At 38.7% G+C, this 20,296-nt stretch carries 20 protein-coding genes; 8 read left to right on the top strand and 12 right to left on the bottom strand.

What is annotated here, in order from left to right; genetic code table 11:
* Window positions 1–56 precede the first annotated feature (56 nt).
* The 7 genes from pyrE (at window position 57) to OB69_RS15845 (ending at window position 7,832) form a co-directional block, all read left to right on the top strand.
* On the top strand, window positions 57–707 hold the full coding sequence (gene pyrE / locus OB69_RS15875; protein ID WP_053224732.1) for an orotate phosphoribosyltransferase: 651 nt from the start codon (window positions 57–59) through the stop codon (window positions 705–707).
* Window positions 708–730: 23 nt separating this feature from the next.
* Window positions 731–1,834 carry a glycosyltransferase family 4 protein gene (locus OB69_RS15870; protein ID WP_053224731.1) on the top strand — a complete coding sequence of 368 codons (1,104 nt, stop codon included), beginning with the start codon at window positions 731–733 and terminating at the stop codon, window positions 1,832–1,834.
* 37 nt (window positions 1,835–1,871) lie between these two features.
* Window positions 1,872–4,148 (top strand): ATP-dependent helicase, encoded by a 2,277-nt coding sequence (locus OB69_RS15865; RefSeq protein WP_053224730.1) that lies wholly within the window; start codon window positions 1,872–1,874, stop codon window positions 4,146–4,148.
* A 170-nt stretch (window positions 4,149–4,318) separates the two neighbouring features.
* Entirely contained in the window at window positions 4,319–4,957 is a 639-nt protein-coding gene (locus OB69_RS15860) for a DUF4290 domain-containing protein (protein ID WP_071387043.1), read from the top strand.
* Between the two features lie 3 nt (window positions 4,958–4,960).
* Window positions 4,961–6,265, top strand: a complete 1,305-nt coding sequence (gene murA, locus OB69_RS15855; protein ID WP_053224728.1) for a UDP-N-acetylglucosamine 1-carboxyvinyltransferase — start codon at window positions 4,961–4,963, stop codon at window positions 6,263–6,265.
* Window positions 6,266–6,331: 66 nt separating this feature from the next.
* Window positions 6,332–7,066 carry a VIT1/CCC1 transporter family protein gene (locus tag OB69_RS15850; RefSeq protein WP_053224727.1) on the top strand — a complete coding sequence of 245 codons (735 nt, stop codon included), beginning with the start codon at window positions 6,332–6,334 and terminating at the stop codon, window positions 7,064–7,066.
* 61 nt (window positions 7,067–7,127) lie between these two features.
* The gene (locus OB69_RS15845) at window positions 7,128–7,832 is read left to right on the top strand and encodes a hypothetical protein (RefSeq protein WP_053224726.1); all 705 of its coding nucleotides are present in this window, start codon (window positions 7,128–7,130) and stop codon (window positions 7,830–7,832) included.
* A 213-nt stretch (window positions 7,833–8,045) separates the two neighbouring features.
* Here OB69_RS15845 and OB69_RS15840 read toward each other — a convergent pair whose 3' ends face one another.
* The 11 genes from OB69_RS15840 to OB69_RS15790 form a co-directional block, all read right to left on the bottom strand.
* A complete protein-coding gene (locus OB69_RS15840; protein WP_053224725.1) occupies window positions 8,046–9,305 on the bottom strand; it encodes a sulfate adenylyltransferase subunit 1 in 1,260 nt (419 codons plus the stop codon).
* Window positions 9,292–10,197 carry a sulfate adenylyltransferase subunit CysD gene (gene cysD / locus OB69_RS15835; protein WP_053224724.1) on the bottom strand — a complete coding sequence of 302 codons (906 nt, stop codon included), beginning with the start codon at window positions 10,195–10,197 and terminating at the stop codon, window positions 9,292–9,294. The genes OB69_RS15840 and cysD overlap by 14 nt, the downstream gene beginning before the upstream one ends.
* An 8-nt stretch (window positions 10,198–10,205) precedes the next feature.
* Window positions 10,206–10,916, bottom strand: a complete 711-nt coding sequence (locus OB69_RS15830) for a phosphoadenylyl-sulfate reductase (RefSeq protein ID WP_053224723.1) — start codon at window positions 10,914–10,916, stop codon at window positions 10,206–10,208.
* A gap of 4 nt (window positions 10,917–10,920) precedes the next feature.
* Complete coding sequence (locus OB69_RS15825; protein ID WP_053224722.1) at window positions 10,921–11,166, bottom strand: DUF2061 domain-containing protein; 246 nt, start codon at window positions 11,164–11,166, stop codon at window positions 10,921–10,923.
* A gap of 82 nt (window positions 11,167–11,248) precedes the next feature.
* Window positions 11,249–11,662, bottom strand: coding sequence for an RrF2 family transcriptional regulator (locus OB69_RS15820; RefSeq protein WP_053224721.1), 414 nt, complete (start codon window positions 11,660–11,662; stop codon window positions 11,249–11,251).
* Window positions 11,663–11,756: 94 nt separating this feature from the next.
* Window positions 11,757–12,878 carry a DNA polymerase III subunit beta gene (dnaN, locus tag OB69_RS15815; protein WP_053224720.1) on the bottom strand — a complete coding sequence of 374 codons (1,122 nt, stop codon included), beginning with the start codon at window positions 12,876–12,878 and terminating at the stop codon, window positions 11,757–11,759.
* 175 nt (window positions 12,879–13,053) lie between these two features.
* Window positions 13,054–14,352, bottom strand: a complete 1,299-nt coding sequence (bioA, locus tag OB69_RS15810) for an adenosylmethionine--8-amino-7-oxononanoate transaminase (RefSeq protein ID WP_053224719.1) — start codon at window positions 14,350–14,352, stop codon at window positions 13,054–13,056.
* On the bottom strand, window positions 14,345–14,956 hold the full coding sequence (bioD, locus tag OB69_RS15805) for a dethiobiotin synthase (RefSeq protein ID WP_053224718.1): 612 nt from the start codon (window positions 14,954–14,956) through the stop codon (window positions 14,345–14,347). The genes bioA and bioD overlap by 8 nt, the downstream gene beginning before the upstream one ends.
* Window positions 14,957–14,978: 22 nt before the next feature.
* Window positions 14,979–17,048, bottom strand: coding sequence for a PAS domain-containing hybrid sensor histidine kinase/response regulator (locus tag OB69_RS15800; RefSeq protein WP_053224717.1), 2,070 nt, complete (start codon window positions 17,046–17,048; stop codon window positions 14,979–14,981).
* Window positions 17,049–17,141: 93 nt separating this feature from the next.
* The gene (locus tag OB69_RS15795) at window positions 17,142–17,372 is read right to left on the bottom strand and encodes a hypothetical protein (RefSeq protein WP_053224716.1); all 231 of its coding nucleotides are present in this window, start codon (window positions 17,370–17,372) and stop codon (window positions 17,142–17,144) included.
* An 8-nt stretch (window positions 17,373–17,380) separates the two neighbouring features.
* On the bottom strand, window positions 17,381–17,785 hold the full coding sequence (locus OB69_RS15790; protein ID WP_053224715.1) for an OsmC family protein: 405 nt from the start codon (window positions 17,783–17,785) through the stop codon (window positions 17,381–17,383).
* Window positions 17,786–17,939: 154 nt separating this feature from the next.
* On the opposite strand from OB69_RS15790, the gene OB69_RS15785 reads away from it, so the two are divergent.
* On the top strand, window positions 17,940–18,911 hold the full coding sequence (locus OB69_RS15785) for a VWA domain-containing protein (protein ID WP_053224714.1): 972 nt from the start codon (window positions 17,940–17,942) through the stop codon (window positions 18,909–18,911).
* A 459-nt stretch (window positions 18,912–19,370) separates the two neighbouring features.
* Here the strand turns inward: OB69_RS15785 and OB69_RS15775 are convergent, their stop codons facing one another.
* Window positions 19,371–20,288, bottom strand: a complete 918-nt coding sequence (locus tag OB69_RS15775) for a TIGR01777 family oxidoreductase (RefSeq protein ID WP_053224808.1) — start codon at window positions 20,286–20,288, stop codon at window positions 19,371–19,373.
* Between the last annotated feature and the right edge of the window lie 8 nt (window positions 20,289–20,296).

Raw genomic sequence — 20,296 nt, 5'->3', positions numbered from 1 at the left:
ACAATACCTCTGTTGGGTTTATAAATTTCAGAAAAAAAATCCCTTAAATTCGTGCCATGGAAAAATCAGGCACCCCTAAAGATACAGCACTAAGAGTTGCTTCCGACTTATTAGAAATAAAAGCAATTCAACTTAATAAGTCTCAACCGTTTACCTGGAGCTCAGGATGGAAATCTCCAATTTACTGCGATAACCGCATGTCGCTTTCTTTTCCTGCCACAAGAACTTACATTAAAAAGGCACTGGCCGAAGCATGTAAATCACTCTACCCAGAAGCGCAATCTATTGCAGGTGTAGCTACTGCTGGTATTCCTCAAGGCGCTTTACTTGCAGACGAACTGGACCTTCCCTTCATTTATGTTCGTTCTTCCCCAAAAGGACATGGCATGGAAAACCTTATTGAAGGTAAAGTCGCACCGGGTCAAAAGGTAGTGATTGTAGAAGATCTTGTTTCTACCGGAGGAAGTTCTTTAAAAGCGGCAGAAGCACTAAAAGCTGCTGGCTATGAAGTACTTGGAATGGTGGCCATTTTCACTTATGGTTTCCCTTTAGCAGACGAAAATTTTGCAAAAGCGGGCATCAAGCTTCACTGCTTGAGTAACTATTCTGTAATGCTTGAAAAGGCGAAAGAACTTGGTTATGTAAACCAAGATGACTTGGCTTCTTTAGAAAAGTGGAGACAAGATCCGGCCAACTGGAAAGGTTAATCCGCAAAGCACTTATTTAAAACATGCCGAAAGACAAACTCAGGCTTCTTTTTATTACCTACCAAGGTGGTTTGGCAGGTTCTACCAATTCCATTGCCTATTTAGCAAAAGGGCTGGCCGAAAAGGGGCACGAGGTTTTTGTGGGCTGCAGGCAAGACATGCTCATTTGGGATTTGCTGGAAGGCAGTAAAGTGCAGCGAATCCCAATGACTTTCCAAGGAAAGTTCGACATTGAAAACTGGCGGCAGATTCGGGATACAGTGAAAAAACATCGCATTCAAGTGATTAACGCCCAATCGAGTTACGACCGCTACACGGCCATTTTTGCCAAACTCAGGTATAAGCTTAAGGTAGAAATTGTTCATACCCGAAGACAAAACCCATTGAGCGCTGGCGGTTGGTTACAGAAATGGTTTTACGTAAAAAACACTGCTGGAATTGTGGTGATTAGCGAAGGCTTGAAAACCATTTTCGCAGAAAAGGGCTATCCCAAAAATCATTTAAAAGTAATTCATAACGGCATTCCCGCAGAGCGACTAACGCAATGGAATGAGGAAACCGTAGAGAAATTCAGACAACAGCTTAAGATCAAAGCAACAGAAAAAGTAATCGGTTGTGTTTCTCGCTTTAAAGAGCAGCCTCAAATTATTGAAGCCGTTACCCAACTCAACGACCCAAGTATTAAACTCGTTTTTGCAGGAATAGAACAAAGTCAGCTACAGCCTTATATCGAGCAGTTTGGCCTAAAGAATGAAGTGATTTGCTTGGGCGATGTTTCTGGAAAAGAAGTACTCAACCTCTACCGTTTGTTCGATATTAACATTCTTGCTTCCACCATGGACGGCTTCGGTTTGGTGTTGATTGAAGCCATGGCCATGAAATGCCCCGTAATCGCCACCAACTTTGGAGGTATAGCCGATGTAGTTCAAAACGATTACAACGGTTTTCTCTTCGAAAACGGAAACATTACTGAACTATCCTCTAAAATAAAGCAGCTTCTCTCCGATCAACCCACCAGAGATAAGTTTATCGAAAATGGGTTAACCACCGCCTTCGAGACTTTCAGTATGGAGAATACAATTCTGAATTACGAGGAATACTTCTACGGTTTAGTGTCGAAAAACTAGAATCAAAGCTTAAATTGCAGGTTGAAAACTGTGCAGAATGGATTACCTCTCTTCCCTTAATGAACCCCAATACGAAGGAGTAGTGAATACGGAAGGCCCTACCATGATTATTGCTGGTGCGGGTTCCGGAAAAACTAGGGTACTTACTTACCGTATCGCTTACCTAATGCAGGATAAAGGAGTTGATCCTTTCAATATCCTTTCCCTCACTTTTACCAATAAGGCCGCAAAAGAAATGCGTGAAAGGATTGAGAGCGTTGTGGGTTCTAATGCCAGAAATCTATGGATGGGCACTTTTCACTCGGTGTTTGCCAGAATTCTTAGGGCAGAAGCTGGTAAGTTAGGCTACCCAAGTAATTTCACCATTTACGATACAGACGATTCTAAATCGCTCATTAAAAATATTGTTAAAGAATACGGGTTAGACGATAAAGTTTATAAGCCCAACACGGTACTCAGTAGAATTTCTAGTGCCAAAAACAGGTTAATCTCTTGGCAGGAATACACCACAAACCCCATCTATAAAGCCGATGATGATTCGGCCATGAAACCAGAAATGGGTCGACTGTACAAAGCCTATAGTTTGCGCTGTAAAAAAGCAGATGCTATGGACTTTGACGACCTGCTGTTCAATACCAACGTATTGTTCAGAGATCATTTAGACGTATTGAACAAATACCAACATAGGTTTCAATATGTACTGGTAGATGAGTTTCAAGACACGAACGTTTCTCAATATTTGATTACAAAAAAGCTTTCTGCAGTAAATAGAAATATTGCTGTGGTGGGAGACGATGCACAAAGTATCTATGCTTTTCGCGGAGCGGACATCGAAAATATTCTGAATTTCGAGAAAGATTTTCCAGACCTCAAGGTTATTAAACTAGAACAAAATTACCGTTCTACTCAAAACATTGTAAACGCGGCAAATTCAGTAATTGGAAGAAATAAAAGCCAATTGAAAAAGACCGTCTGGACGGCTAACAACGATGGCAATCAAATTGAATTAATTAAATCGGTTTCAGACAATGAGGAAGGACGGTTTGTAGCCTCAGAGATTTTCGAGCAAAAGGCCAATCGCAATTACAAAAACGAGGATTTCGCTATTCTGTACCGAACCAATAGCCAATCGCGCTCCATTGAAGAAGCACTGAGGAAATCAGGAATTGCCTATCGCATTTATGGTGGGCTCTCGTTCTATCAAAGAAAGGAAATTAAGGACTTGATGGGCTATTTAAGGTTTGCCATCAACCCAAACGATGAACAATCTTTCCGAAGAATTATCAATTTACCGAAACGAGGTATTGGGCCAACTTCTGTAGAAAAGATTGTTGTAGCGGCTTTCGAGCATGATATTCCACTTTGGGAAGTACTCACCAATATAAATTCCTTTCTACCCGGTCGAGCCGCCAACGCCATCAACGACTTTGTAACGCTCATCAAGAGTTTTATGATTTATGTTGAAACCAAAGATGCCTTTGAAACGGCCAGTCATATTGCCAAAAATTCTGGCCTGTTAAAAGAACTTTATGAAGACAAAACCATAGAGGGCTTGAACCGCTATGAAAACGTTCAGGAATTACTGAATGCCATCAAAGAGTTTGTCGATACGCCAGAAGTTGAGGATAAATCGCTGAATAACTTCATGCAAGACATCGCCTTGTTAACCGACAATGACAAGGAAAATCAAGAGACCGATGTAGTAACTCTAATGACCATACACTCTGCCAAGGGGCTTGAGTTTAAGAATGTGTTCATTGTGGGCATGGAAGAAGACCTGTTCCCTTCCCAAATGATGATGAGTAGCAGAGCCGATTTGGAAGAAGAGAGGCGTCTATTCTACGTGGCCATTACTCGAGCAAAGGAAAACCTCTATTTCTCCTATGCGCTATCACGCTATCGTTATGGCCGTCTGCTCAATTGCGAGCCCAGCCGATTTATTGAGGAAGTAGACCCGAGTTACATCAAGGTTAACACCAAATACGGAAGTCGCGAACAAAAACCTTCAAGTTTTAGCCCTACCCCTAATAGAAACGCACCACAGGTAGGTTCAAACTACGCCCGAAACTTAATTGCAAATAGAAATACCGCGCCTAAAAAACCTTTATCGTACCATAAACCTTCAGATAATTTTACCCCAAGTGATATTTCAAACCTGAAAGAAGGAATGAAAGTGGAGCATCCTAAATTCGGTTTCGGAAAAGTACATAAAATGGATATCGAAGGTTCGAATAAAAAAGCTAGGGTGATATTTGAGAACTTCGGTGAAAAAACCCTGTTATTGAGCTTCGCGAAGCTTAGGATTGTAGAATAAAAAAGAATTAACTTACAGCCATAACAAGCCAACGCCATACGCGTTGAAAATATATTAGTCCGAAAGAAGGATCAAGTTTATAAAACGGCACTCAAACCGATTCATATCTAGCATTAAATAGACCTTCTTCTTCCAGAATAATTGTTAATTTCGTAGTGAAAACTGAAAACATGAGTTTAGAATATAATACCCAAAGAGAAGATGTAATCCAGAAGGAGTACGGCAGAAACGTACAGAAACTGGTTGAATATATCAAAACCGTAGAAGACAAAGAAAAGCGCAATCAATATGCGCAAACGCTCACTGACCTTATGCGTCAGATTAACCCTAATTTGCTTCGCGAAAATGCCGAATACGATCAAAAAGTATGGGATGATTTATACATCATGTCACGCTTTGATTTAGACGTTGAATCTCCTTTTCCAATGCCAGAGAAAGAATCAATTGGAAAAAAGCCTCAGCGTATGGAATACAAAACCGATGAAATCAAGTTCCGGCATTATGGTAGAAACTTAGAAACAATGGTGAAGTTGGCAGTGGAAATGGAAGATGAAGAATCTCGTGAAAATGCGATAATTCACATTGGCCGCTTAATGAAAAGCTTCTTTTCTAACTGGAACAAAGACAATATTGAAGACGAAGTAATTGCTCAACACATTCACAGAATGTCGAAGGGGCAATTGAAAGTAAATATTGAAAAAATCAAAGAAGAAGGTTTATTCAATACCAGTGTTAGAGAAAGAAGACCATCCTCTGGTTCGTCTAACCAAAACAGAAAAAAGAATTACACAAAACGTAGACGTGCATAATTAATGGCATCTTTTGTAATTGAAGGCGGTACCAAATTGAGTGGAGAAATCACTCCACAAGGTGCTAAAAACGAAGCATTACAAATCTTGTGTGCTGTTTTAATCACTCCAGAACCCGTTACACTTCACAAAGTCCCTGATATTCGTGATGTAAACAAACTAATCGAATTGCTTGGCGCCATGGGTGTAGAAGTGCAATTCTTAGGGGGAGAGAGTTACCGCTTTTGTGCAAAAAATGTAAACATCGATTATTTAGAAACTGAAGAGTTCCGGACCAAAGCATCATCGCTACGTGGTTCGGTAATGATTTTAGGACCTCTATTAGCGCGTTTTGGTAAGGCAAAAATTTCGAAACCAGGAGGAGATAAAATTGGTCGCAGAAGACTCGATACCCACTTTATTGGTTTTCAAAAATTAGGCGCACGCTTTCTTTACGAAGCCGAAACGGGTATGTACCACATTGATGCTTCGCAACTAAAAGGCGCTTACATGCTTTTAGAGGAAGCTTCGGTTACAGGTACGGCCAACATCCTAATGGCAGCCGCAATGGCCAATGGAAAAACCACCATTTACAATGCGGCCTGCGAGCCTTACTTGCAGCAGCTTTGTGCCATGCTGAATAGAATGGGTGCTAAAATCACAGGTGTAGGCTCTAATCTGTTACATATTGAAGGCGTTGATTCGCTTGGAGGAACAGAGCATACGATGCTGCCTGACATGATTGAAATAGGTAGTTTTATTGGTATGGCTGCCATGACACAATCGGAAATCACTATTAAAGATTGCCGAATTGATCAGCTTGGTTTAATTCCAGACACCTTCAGAAAAATGGGGGTTCAAATGGAGTTTAGAGGTGACGATATTTTTATTCCGGGGCAAGACCATTATGAAATTGAAACCTTTATTGATGGCTCTATCATGACCATTGCCGATGCCATTTGGCCAGGATTAACTCCCGACCTTTTGAGCATTATTTTGGTGATGGCTACTCAAGCCAAAGGAACAGTTTTGGTACACCAGAAAATGTTTGAAAGCCGCTTGTTCTTTGTCGATAAGCTGATTGATATGGGAGCACAAATTATTCTTTGCGACCCACACAGGGCCACTGTTATTGGCTTAAACCGCCAGCAAAAACTCAAAGGGATTCGAATGACTTCTCCTGATATTCGTGCGGGACAGGCCTTGCTTATTGCAGCGCTTTCTGCCGAAGGCACCAGTGTAATTGATAATGTTGAGCAAATTGACAGAGGCTACCAACATATTGATGAAAGGTTAAATGCTTTAGGCGCTAAGATTCAAAGACAATAGGGTTTAAAAAAAGCAATCGTGCTATATTGAGTAAATATTCAGGTTAAAACCTATAACTCAAGCAGCATGAGCAAGAAACATCACGAAGCCCATTTACACGGAAAAACATCCTTCTTCTCAAAATTCCAAGAATACATTGGTGAATTCATTTATGGAGGAATTGACGGAAGCGTAACCACCTTTGCTGTTGTGGCAGGTGCTGCCGGTGCTAACCTTGATAGCGCTGTTGTAATCATTTTAGGTTTTGCAAACCTCTTTGCCGATGGTTTTGCCATGTCTGTTGGCAGCTATCTTTCCACCAAATCTGAAAAACAGAATTACGATAAACATAAAGCCATTGAATACTGGGAGGTGGATCACCTGCCAGAAAAAGAACGCGAAGAAATCAGGGAAATCTATCAAGCAAAAGGCTTTGAAGGCGAACTTTTAGAACAAGTGGTTGACAAAATCACCGAAGATAAAGACCGCTGGGTAGATGTAATGATGAAAGAGGAGCTTGAGATGATGGAAGAGACCAAATCGCCTTTTCAGATGGGCTTGGTCACTTTTATTTCATTTTTACTGATGGGCTTTATTCCGCTCATTGTGTATGTAATTGACTACACAAGGGGCCTCGATGCCGATTTATTCCTTTATTCTTCCATTCTCACCTTTGTAGCATTTGGTGCCATTGGCTACGCAAAAAGCTATGTTACTTCTACCAGCCGAATACGAGGTGTGTTAGAAACGCTTTTCTTAGGCGGTTCAGCAGCTATTCTCGCTTATTATGTTGGGGTAATTTTAGAAAGTATGATTTCTTAAGTGTTCTAAGACCACTTTCTTTGTCAATTGCTTTATATTCAATGTCAAACTACGTAACAGAATGAAATTTGGGACTTCTCGCAGGCTTGCGAAAATCAAAAAAGCTGATGTAATTACCTATACCATTGAAATTTTTATTGTAATTTTTGGAATTACTGTAGCCTACCAACTAAATGTACTCTATGAAGATTCAAAAGACTTAAAGCTTGAGAAAGCTGCTATTGAAAAGGTACGTACAGAGTTAGAACTGAATATTACTGAATTTGATAAGTTAATAGATGAGCGACTAGAGTTAATTGAAAATGAAAATCAGTTGGCTCAAATTCTTTATTCGGGCGGATACCTTTATGCCGAGGATGATTTAGAAAATCAAGAAATTTCCAAATACCTTTTCGCAATTAACAAAACATATAAACCCAACCTCCAATTTGAGGGTCTCAATTATTATATCAACACCAATTACACCACTTCTAATTCTGACCTTAAAAACAGTTTACTCACCCTAAAAAATAAATATGTAGCCTTAAAAGAAGTTGCCCAATACCATACAAGTATGAAGGAGAAATACTACAATGACTTTCTTATTAAGGATGTTGACTTTGGTTTACAGAAAGTGGTGAACTATGAACGAATTAAAAGTATAGAGTTTAAAAATTTAATTCTTAACCTGATCGAAAACGAAATCGAACTGAACCGACTCTTAGAAGAAGCAAACAATATTGCTATTGATATTGTAGACCTCAATATTAAAGAAAAGCTAAAGTAACTAGCTTTTATCTTATGTTTAAGTTTAGAATTACATACAGAGTTTACTACTAATTTTAGGTGTTTTTCAGCAGTAAACTCTCCAAAATTGCGAGTTTGACAAAGACCTAGGGCCACCAAAACCAAAGTTTCCTTTACTCTGAAAAAACTAATACTAATTATTTCAGTTCTGGCTCATGCATTATTTTGGTTCAATCAAAGAAACCCTAACTAATTAAGCCACAAACCCTACTCCTACCGTATTATTGGTAAATTCATCAATTAAAATAAAGGCCCCATTATTACGATTCTCTTTATATGAATCAGCTAAAATAGGTTTAGAAGATCTAAGAACTACTTCTCCAATATCATTTAATTGAAAATCAGAAATATTTGTTTCCACCAACAAACTCTCTGTCTTTACCTTATGATTTAGCCCCAAAATCTTTACTCTTGATTCACTTACTCCATGTTGTATCTTATAGGTTTTACCTACAACCAATGGGGTATTATCCATCCAGCAAATCTCAGAAACTACTTCATTCCCAAAATTTAAGCCGCCTTCCTTCACCAACATGTCGCCACGGCTCGCTCCTACATCGTCTTTCAATAGAATACTTACTGATTCACCAGCTACGGCCTCTTTCAGTTCTGTTTTATACTTTTGAATAGATTTAATTTCTGACACTGCCCCAGATGGCAAAACCGTTACCTTATCTCCTACTTTTAACGTACCACTCGCTACTTTACCAGCGTAGCCTCTATAATCGTGATGTTCATTAGTTTTGGGTCTAATTACATACTGAATAGGAAATCTAGTTGGTAAATCTGTTTGATGAGATTTTACCTCAACTGATTCTAGTGTCTCAATCAATGAATCGCCTAAATACCAAGACATGTGCTCACTATCTGTAATTATGTTTTCACCGTAAAGTGAACTGATAGGAAGGAACGAAATATCGAAACCAGTTAATGATGCTTTATCTACCAAGGCTTTCACTTCATTCACTATACTTTCAAAAAGTGCTTGGTCGTAATCAACCAAATCCATTTTATTAACACAGACCACTACTTTAGGCACTCGCAAAAGATGAGCAATGTAAAGGTGCCTTCTGGTCTGTTCCACTAAACCATTTCTTGCATCTATCAAAATCAAAGAAACATCAGCGTTACTTGCTCCTGTCACCATGTTTCGGGTATATTCAATATGTCCGGGAGTATCAGCAATGATATACTTTCTGGTTTTTGTAGCGAAATAAATATGGGCTACATCAATGGTAATTCCCTGTTCTCTTTCTGCCACCAAACCATCTGTCAGCAAGGAAAGGTCAGTATAATCAAGCCCTTTTCTACGGCTACTTTCTTCAATGGCCAGCAGTTTATCTGAGGTAATGGATTTAGTATCGAAAAGCAACCTTCCAATCAGTGTGCTTTTGCCATCATCTACGCTTCCTGCTGTAGCTATGCGTAAAACTTGTTTGTTAGAAATATCCATACTGCTTTCTCTTTTCCATGGCTGCTTCCGAACGTTTATCATCAATTCTAGCGCCTCGTTCGGAAATAGTGGCGCTTAAAATTTCTTCTATCACCCTTTCAATTCGATCTGCGTCAGATTCTACTGCGGCCGTACAGGTCATATCGCCAACAGTTCTAAAGCGTACTGTGCGGGTTTCAATTATTTCGCTTTCATCTTTATTGATAAAAGTAGAGTTTGGCCAAATCATACCATCTCGCTGAAAAACTTCGCGCTGATGCGCATAATAAATGGAGGGGATTTCAAGTTCTTCTTCTCTGATATAATTCCATACATCAATCTCTGTCCAATTAGAGATAGGAAATACTCGAACGTTTTCGCCTACATTTATTCTACCATTGAGCATATCGAAAAGTTCAGGTCGTTGCTTTTTAGCGTCCCATTGACCGAAATCATCCCTCACAGAGAACACTCGCTCCTTGGCCCTAGCCTTTTCTTCGTCACGCCTTGCCCCACCAATGCAGGCATCGAACTTAAACTCCTCAATAGCAGCTAACAAAGTCACCGTTTGAAGGGAGTTTCTGCTGGCATATTTACCCGATTCTTCTACCGCCAATTGCTTATCTATAGAATCTTGCACATAACGCACATGCAACTCGAGCCCAAGCTCCTCCACCAGCGCATCACGAAAAGCAATGGTTTCCGGAAAATTATGACCAGTATCTACATGCAATAATGGAAAAGGAATTTTAGCAGGATAAAACGCCTTTTGAGCCAATCGCACTAAGGTGATAGAATCCTTTCCTCCAGAAAACAATAAAACAGGACGCTCAAACTGAGCTGCCACTTCTCTCATTATGTAAATGGACTCATCTTCCAACTCACGTGGAAATTGCCCGTCAAAAACATTCATATCAGTATTTATTTCTTGATTGTAACTGCATGTAAACCACACTCTTTTTGCGAATTCTCCCACCACCATCGGCCAGCTCTTGCAGGTTCATCAGTGCTTATTGCCCGAGTGCAAGGCTGGCAACCAATGCTTATAAAACCTTTATTGTGCAGCGTGTTATAGGGTACTTTATACTCATCCAAATAGGTTAATATGGCTTCATAACTCCAATTTAAAATGGGGTTATATTTTATCACCTGATTGCCTTCATCCCACTCAAACAATTCTAAATTTTGACGATTATCTGATTGAGCAGCTCTCAAGCCCGTAATCCAAACTTTGGTGTTTCTCAATGCCCGCTTTAAGGGTGCTACCTTTCTTATGTAGCAGCATTCTTTTCTATTCTCAACCGATTCGTAAAAGCTGAAAAAACCTTTCTCACTCACTAGTGACTCAACATCTTCTGACTTTGGGAAGTAGGTTGTTATTTCCTGCTTATAGCGCACCCTTGTCTTTTCCATTAAGTCATAGGTCTCAGGAAACAATCGCCCCGTATCCAAAGTAAAAACTTCTACCGCCAACTGCTTACGAAATATGATGTCGGCAATGACTTGATCTTCTTGCCCAAAAGCACTTGAAAACTTAACCTGAGCGGGGAATTCTTGTGTGAGCGAGTCAATTACCTCTCCTATTGAAAGACCGGAAAATCGACTATTATATTCTTCTACCTTTTCTTTCATCTCGCTACTTTTTGAGTTTAACAGAAGACCAAACTCGTTCATGGAAGTAGTAGAGCACTATTTTGCTAAACACTTCAACCGAACCGATTGAAAGAGCCAGACCAGCCTCTCCTGTAATGAAATAAGAAATCATGATGGTATCCACCGTGCCAACGATTCGCCAGCTGATAGTTTTTAAAATGCTTTTAAGATTGCTATCACGCTGCTCCTCTTTCTCGATTCTTCCTTTTACGACTGAGTCTAAAAACATAGTGGTTCCTTTTTATTGAAACATTGAGGATACAAAAGTATGTATTCCCTACCATTTTAATAGACTGTTAAGTAAAATTTTTTTAGTACTCTCGCAGAACGTCTTTTAAAGACTTGTTTTCCAACACTTTAAGCGTATTATCCCGTACCTCGCTCATCACCACATTAAGGCCGCAAATTTCTTCTTGGCAGTTTTCACACTTTTCATAATAGTTTAAGCTTACACATGGGAGCAGTGCAATGGGGCCATCGAGCATACGGATTATCTTTGCCAAACCTATTTCTTCTGGTGGTTTAATAAGGTAGTAACCTCCACCCTTTCCTTTCTTACTGCCTAGAATTCCAGATTTTTTCAACTCCAAAAGAATGTTCTCTAAGAATTTCAATGAGATTTTCCTTTCTTCTGAAATTTCAGAAATAAGCACAGGTCCTTTATCTTGATTTTCGGCCAAGTAGGTTAAAGCATGGAACGCGTATTGGGTTTTTTTAGATAGCACTTTTCAGTTTTAATTGACGAAGTTACCAAAATTTAGAATTGAAATTAAAAAAGGAGCTTAAAGCTCCTTTCATTGTTTTTTGCTCAATGTTAAATTAGTAGTTATTCAACATTACTGGCATTACCAGCATTAGAATATCTTCACTTTCATCCTTATCACCAGGTATTAAAAGTCCGGCCCGGTTAGGCGCTGACATTTGAAGCGTAACTTCTTTAGAATGCAGGTTACTCAACATTTCTACTAAGAATTTAGCATTGAACCCAATCTCGATATCTTCTCCCTCATGCTCGCAAGCCAAAGTTTCTTTTGCTTCATTAGAGAAATCTAAATCTTCAGCAGAAACGGTAAGTTCGCTACCTGTAATTTTCAATCTAATTTGGTGTGTAGTTTTGTTGGCATAAATCGAAATCCTTTTCAACGAACCTAAAAGCTCACTTTTGTTGATTTTCATTTCGATTGGGTTGTCTGAAGGAATTACGTTTTCGTAATCAGGGAAACGTTCATCGATCAAACGACAAATCATTTTTATTGCATTGAAGTGGAAGTAGGCATTAGATGCATTGTATTCCACCACTACATTCGAATTTTCTGAAGGCAAAGTAGACTTCAACAAGTTCAAGGCTTTACGAGGAATGATGATCGACATTCCAGTATCAGAAGCCACATCTACCCTTCTGTATCGTACCAAACGGTGACCGTCTGTCGCTACAAAAGTAGTATTAGTTTCTGCCAGCTTTACATAAACCCCGGTCATTGCTGGTCGTAATTCATCGTTGCTGGTAGCAAAGATTGTATTATTGATTGCACTACTCAACACCTCTGTAGACATGTCTACTTGGTAAGCGTTAGTTACCTCTGGTACTTTAGGAAAGTCTGTAGCGTTTTCACCAGCCAATTTATACCTACCATTATCAGAGTTGATTTCAACACTGTAAGTTTCATTGTCGATAGTAAACGTTACAGGTTGCTCTGGTAAGTTCTTTAAGGTATCCATTAAGATACGAGCAGGAACCGCAATGCTTCCATTTTCTTTTGCTTCTACATCAATCTCTGTAATCATAGAGGTTTGAAGATCAGAAGCTGTGATGGTCAAGAGCCCATCTTTAATTTCGAATAAAAAGTTTTCAAGGATTGGCACCACTGGATTAGTAGTGATTACTCCATTGATATTGGAAAGGCGCTTTAGCAATTCTGCTGAAGAAACGATAAACTTCATAAAAACTGGGTTTATTACTATGGGTACTTTAATCGCATAAAGTTAAAAATAAAATCAATACTCGGTATCAAAACCTAGCTTTTTGGCACAATAGAAAATTTCAGTTCTGCACCCAACTAAAAGTAGAAGTCCGTTTTACTTAAAAGCCTTCTTTCTAAGTTGTTTTAGCTGTTTTCTAACCTTTTGTACTCTCTGGTTTAGGTGGATGATTTAAGAATTCTAAAATAGTTTGATAAACGTAATCTAAGTCTTCATCTTTAATTACATAAGGAGGAATCAAATAGAGCACATTTCCCAAGGGGCGAAGCAAAACTCCTTTGCTAATGAAGTAGGGATAAAGATAATGGCGCGCCTCATTAAAATAAGAGGTATCCTTTTCTGTGTTCATTTCAAAGGCCAGAATTGTTCCCAAAACTCGGGCATTTCGTACCATAGAATGTTTTTCTATTACTTTCAAAAATGAAAGATGACGATTATTTAATCGCTTTCTATTCTCTTCACTTTCTTGGTTAAGTAGTAAATCCAATGATGCATTTGCCGCTGCGCAGGTCATTGGGTTGGCCGTAAATGAATGACCGTGAAAGAAGGTTTTCATTAAGTCATTTGAACGATAGGCTGCTTGAATTTTCTCTGTGCAAGTGGTAACCCCCATGGCCATTGCCCCGCCCGTTAGGCCTTTCGATAAACAGAATATATCTGGTTTATTAGTGAGCCAATCGGATGCAAATAATTTCCCTGTTCTTCCAAAACCTGTCATTACTTCATCGGCAATACAAATTACTTCATGATGATGCGCCAAAGCAATCATCTTATCGAGTAAGGCTTTGCTGTACATGCGCATACCCGATGCACCTTGAATAATAGGCTCAAAAATAAAGGCAGCCACATCGCCTTTTTCAACCAAGGTTTTGAATTGCTGATAAACCTTTTCTTCTTTTCCTTCTTCTGGAAAATCAACAAAGCTAACATCGAACAAATACGGATCGAACGGTTCGGTAAACGGCCCTCTTTCTCCTACCGACATAGCACCAAAGGTGTCGCCATGATATGCACCATCAATGGCTATAATTTTCCTTTTGCTAATCCCTTGATTATAGAAATACTGAAAAGCCATTTTTATAGCTACTTCTGTAGCGGTACTTCCGTTATCGGAATAAAATACTTTCGATTGATTTTTGGGAAGTATTTCTAATAAACGCTCCGCTAATCGAATGGCAGGTTCGTGGGTAAAACCTGCAAAAATTACATGTTCTAATTTTGAAGCTTGGGCAGCAATGGCTTTGGAAATATGAGGATGACTATGCCCATGTAAATTGACCCACCAAGAGGATATTGCGTCAATGATTTTTGCACCATCACTCGTATATAAGTGTACTCCTTCTGCGCTTTCTACCATAAATGGGCTTTCCATTCCCCTTAATGGCGTAAACGGATGCCAAATCGCTTCAGCATCTCTTTTAATCCAATCACTCATACCAATTCAGCATTAGTTCGTCAGCCCAGTATTTTATTATTTCTTTATTGATCAAGCTGAGTTTTGGAAGTCTTAGCAGCACCTTATAACCAGATTTTTCTTCAATAATATTTTCGCTTTCAAAGTTTGACTCTCCGTTAAAAACTATTCCTAACACCGGGATTTTATTTCGCTTTAAATAATCTACCGTAAGTAAAGTATGGTTAATACAGCCCAAATAAAGGTTGACCACTAGAATTACTGGAGCAGATAATTCTCGGGCAATATCGATCACATAATGCTCTTGATTAATAGGTACTAAAACACCTCCTGCTCCTTCAATTACAATATCATTGGTAGTTTCAGGAAGCACAAAGTCGTCTAGTTGTATGGCCAGATGTTCGAATTTTGCAGCAGCATGTGGCGAAGCTGGCAGCTTAAATATATGGGTTTCAGGATGAAACCTTGTGATCTCATTGCTGACCAATTCTTTAACCGTTTCTGTATCTAATGGTTTTCCTGCTTGCACAGGCTTCCAATAATCGGCTTTCAAGGCCTCTACTAAAATTGAGGAAACCAAGGTTTTACCACTATCAGTACTTATGGCTGTAACAAAATAATTCATGCTGTAAAGCTATGAACGAAACTCAAGACACAAAAGGAAAACGCCTCTGCCCTACTTCGATAAGTTTTTCGCGCAGAGCATCAAACTTGACAGGCTTTATCAGATAATCATCCATGCCGCTTTCAAGGGCTTTTTGAACATCTTCATCGAAAGCACTGGCTGAAATACCGATGATATAGGGAGGTGTGTCTAAGTTGAGTGCTTTAATTTGTTTTGTGGCGTCTAACCCATCCATCACTGGCATTTGAACATCCATTAAAATCACATCATAGGTCTCTTCTTGCATTTTTGACAGGGCTTCTAATCCTGTTTTTGCTAAGGTTGGTATATACCCCATACGCTCTAATATGAGGCATATGAGTTTGCTATTGATCTTATTATCTTCGGCTAAAAGGATCTTGAGCGGGTATTTACCAGAAAGAACCCCTGCTAGCTTACTAAGTTCATAACGACTCGACCTGGCTGTTTTATTTATTTCTCCTTCTACCAATTCTTCTACAGCTAGTTTTAAATGCACGTTAAAACTGAATAAGGAACCAACGCCAAGCTCACTTTGAACAGAAACCTTTCCGTTATATAATTTTAGTAAATTCTTAACGATAGCTAAACCTAAACCGCTGCCTCCAAATCGTCTGGAATTAGAAGACTCTACTTGGGTAAATTCTTTAAAGAGGTTTTTGATTTCCTCTTTTGCAACACCTATGCCGGTATCTTGAATTTTGAACTCTATATTGGCTGTGTCTCCCTTTATTTCAATCAAAGATATTCTAACCGAGACAAAGCCTCTTTCTGTAAACTTTACTGCGTTTGAGAGTAAATTAACAAGTATTTGCCCTAGTCTATTTCTATCAGCAAAGAAAAACTCTGGCACATTTTCATCTATAATTAGATTCAAACCTACTTTCTTACCTTTGGCCTCATAAGCCACAAGGTTTAAAGATTCCTCCACAACCCTTTTCAATCCAAAAACTGAATCTTCTAAAGTAACTTTCCCCGATTCAATTCTAGAATAATCAAGAATATCGTTTAGAATTCGAAGCAATGTTTCACCACTTACCTTTATAGTTTCCACATAATCTCTCTGTTCAGGATTGAGCAAGGTTTCATTCAAAAGGTTTGTCATACCAATTACACCATTCATTGGTGTTCTTATTTCATGACTCATGGTTGCCAGAAATGTACTCTTAGCCTGATTCGCGTTTTCAGCAGCTTCTTTGGCCAATTTCAAACCTTCTTCCAGTTGCTTTTGTGCGGTGATATCACGCATCATCAAAAGAATCCTATCTTCGGTAAGTTTAATAAACCTGCCCTCACAAAAATGATCTTTCTTATTTACCAATAGTTTGAACTCAACCGTTTGCATTTGATCGGTTTCAAGTGCTTTCTTTAAGCCCGCAGTCATCAATGAAATTATACTTTCAGGAAAAATATCGACTATATTATCTCCTATTCTCTTTTCAGCTGAAAGGATTACTCCCATCTCATTTTTAGCATGATAATTCAAGAAGAAACCTCGTTTATCAAAAGTGAACATGGTGTCAGGAATCGCATCCAAAATCAACATCTGTTCTTTTTCAAACTTCTTGATTTCTAATTCTGCATTGTAAATACCAGTAATGTTTTTGGCAATTCCTGTTACAGAAACCAATTCTCCTTGATCATTATATATAGGCTTATGAAACACCTCCAACATATGAGGGTCGCCCTTAGAATCGTTAACCTCTACAAAATAAGGGGGTACAGAATCGTATTTTCCCGCAAGAAATCCATCAATCCTCTCACGCGCTTTAGCATTTATGGGGTTATCGGTATAACTAGTGCTATAATGGGCGAGTCTTATATTAGGATTTCGCCCCATTACTCTCACCACGTTCATGGATGAATAGGTAACTATTCCATCGGTGTCGAATTTAAAAAGAAAGTCAGAAGTGTGGTCTAAGAAAAAGTCGAGCTGAAATTGATTCTCATCATACTTCTCTTTTAATTCATTTAATTCTTGAACCAATAGAGCCGTCTTCTTTTTGGTTCGAAATAAAAGATAGGCTAGAACAAGTGCTAAAATTATGGCTAAAAAGAGTAGAAGATAAATCATGTAATGTTTAGCAAAAGCAAATGTTCAAGAACAAGAATAACAAAAATACAGAACTACTTACACAATACCATCCAAAAAAATAACAGTTCCGCTTTACGGAATGGCTTTACGAAGCGATTTTGCCATATCATCAAATCGCTCGATGGCTTCTGAAATAAAAGTTTCGTTTAGTATTTCATCAAGTTCTTGCTCGAGTACATCAAGCTCGCTTACCTTAAAGGTTTGTTCAAAACCACCGTTTTCCAATTTAATGAGGAATTTTCCATTCCATGAAAAAACGGTGATTTTACATTTGCTATTGGGTATTTCCTTTACAACTCTCACAGGAATAATTAGGCTCTGTTCACTATAAACTTGTGATCTACTTCTGAGTTTAAGGTACCGGCAACAGAGCAATATTTTGTTGCGGCTAAATGACCCATTTTTTCAAACTCTTCCTCAGTCACGTCAGGAGAATCAACTGTAAAAGTGAGGGTAATATGAGTGAATGCTCTCGGGTGCTCATCTCTACGGGTACCATCGGCAACTACAGTAAGGCCATTTACTGTTTTCTTACGTTTTTTCAACATTTGAACCAAGTCAACCGAAGCGCAAGCTGCTAAACCTGATAACAACAATTGGGTAGGCGACATGTGTTTTTTCTTGTCGGCAGAATACATGTCAATATCTAAAACATTGCCCTCTTCGTTAACCGACTGAAATTCATAATCATCCTTGAACGTAGTTGTAACTCTCATATTGCGTGGTTTTATTAAAGTTCAAAATTAAATCAATTATGCTGTTAACCACACAATATTGACATAAGTTTCATGGTTGAGTGTGAAGTACCAACCTAGAGACAACATGACTCAAATACGTTTTACGGCAGTTTTAATGACTGCACTTATATTTATGCTTATACAAAGTTGTAGCGGAGACAACGACACCACTCCACAACTTCAAGTAACTATTGAAAATCAGTTTACCAACTTACCTTCCAATGTATCTGTATTTTTCAAAGTACAAGATGGCGCAGGAAAAGGAAAGGCAGGTTTAAAAGAATCCGACTTTAATATTTATGAAAATGGAAGTTTGATTTCAGAATTTGAGGCAGTTCGAAAAATACAACCGAACGAAAAAGTTTTAGACTACAACATTATGCTCTTGCTCGATTTGAGTGGAAGTATATTAAGTAGTCAGAATTTGGCTCCCCTTAAGTCGGCAGCAAAAAGCTTTATTGATGAAGTAGTACCTTCTGAAGGTGAAGTTTCTGCAGGAGCCGTAAAAGTAGAGATATGGTGGTTTGATGGTTCTCAGAACATTAAGCAGCTACAGCCCATCACTTCTAATACAACCACTTTGAAAAATGCCATTGACAATATTAACGCCTCAATGAGTTCCGACAATTCTACCAACCTGTATGGTGCTGTGATTCAAAGTGTAGGTATTGCAACACAACGACTCGGTCAGTCGCAAGAGTTAGATAAATTTGGGTCGAATTCGGTAGTGATTTTTACTGACGGAACCGACCAAGCCAACCGATCTACCAAAGGCCAAGCCTTAGAAGCTGTGAGAAAAGCAGACCCTTCTATTTCGTTCTACACCATTGGACTTGGTGGCGAAATTGACGAGCCTGTTTTAAAAGAGATAGGAAAAACAAGCTTTGTTTCTGCCGTAAACATTGGCGAGTTACTAGATAAATTCAAAGAGATAGGTGATTTAATAAACGGTAAAGCAAACAGTTACTATTTATTAGAATACTGTTCTCCCAAACGTTCTGGAAGTAACCAGCTCACCATCGAGGTAGTACAAGGCAATTTAAAAGGTAGCGCCAAAACTATTTTTGACGCCTCAGATTTTAACGGCAGTTGTAACATACAATAATCCGTTTTACAATAATCACATCAGGCGTTCTTCGATTTTAGGATTGGGGGACGCTTTTTTTATTACTGAAAATCATTTTTCGATTCGTATCGAAATAATCTGTAAACGTAGCAAAACTGAAATATAACGATAGGCCAAGGCACTGCAAAAAGCCAGATTTGTATTACTAAATTTTCATATTCAAAAAACCTAAACAATATATATAACCCAACGAAATAAGCGAAGATATGCCACCAATAGGTGCTTATAAAGTTTTGAAACCAATTCGGATAGGTTTTAAGACTTGTAACATAGTGTAAAGCTGATGTCAACTGCATAAGACCCAAAGGCAATTGTAATAGCATTAGGTACAGTAAACCCTCGTAATCAGAGTAAAATAAAAACAATGACGCATTATAAATTGCCAAAACACCTATAATGATTGAGATTGAAAAATATACTTTATACTGTCCCATAGCCTTAATTTTCTTCGCTGCTAAATAAGTTTTCAAGTGCCTGACTCAAGTCAGGGTATTTAAAAGCAAATCCTTCATCTTTCAATCTCCTCGACTTCACATACCTACCATAAATCGCCAACTCAGGGTCAGTTTTAAAAATGTATTTGGCTCCAAATTTTATCATGAATGGAGGCAATGAAAGTCCAATGAAGGGATTCATTTTCTTTCTCAACTCTTTCATGAACTTCTGATTTGATACTGGGTTTGGAGCGCTTGCAATGTAAAAACCATTGTATTTGTCATTTGTAATTACCTCGTATATCAGGTTGTTCAAATCAAACTCGTGAATCCAGCTCATCCCTTGTTTTCCGTTTCCAACTTTGCCCCCTAAACCAAGGTTGACGATACTTTTCAAGCTGGTTAAAGCACCTCCGTTTCGCCCAATCACAAAGCTTGTCCGTAACCTGACACCTCTTGTGTTATTAGGTAAAGCAGTTAAAAACGTTTTCTCCCAAGCCTTCCCAACAAATGGTGCCAAACCATAACCTGTTGAAGAGTTTTCATCGCAAACTTGAGAAACAGAATCTCCATAGATGTGAGCAGTAGACATTTGAACCCAAACCTTTGGAGGATTCTTGACCGATTTTAATGCCTCACCAATCACTTTTGTAGAGTCTACACGTGAGCGTAATATTTCGTCACAATGGTCGGGTGTTTTAATGCAATCAACAGACCTGCCTGCTAAGTTTACAATGGCACTTGCACCTTCTAAAACTTCACACCAATCACCGAGAGTAACACCATCCCATTGCACAAAGTCAAAGTCTAAATCAGGTTTATGGCGGGCTACTAAAATTGGCTGAAATCCTTTCTCTTTTAAAAATTTGGCTAGGCTAATTCCCAAAAAACCTGTTCCTCCAGTAATTACGATCCTTTTCATAATGCTCT

Origin of the sequence: Roseivirga seohaensis subsp. aquiponti (assembly GCF_001267955.1) — a bacterium.
Taxonomy (GTDB): Bacteria; Bacteroidota; Bacteroidia; order Cytophagales; family Cyclobacteriaceae; genus Roseivirga; species Roseivirga seohaensis.
The sequence above is the reverse complement of the archived record's forward strand: the minus strand, read 5'-3'. Positions and strand labels throughout refer to the sequence as shown.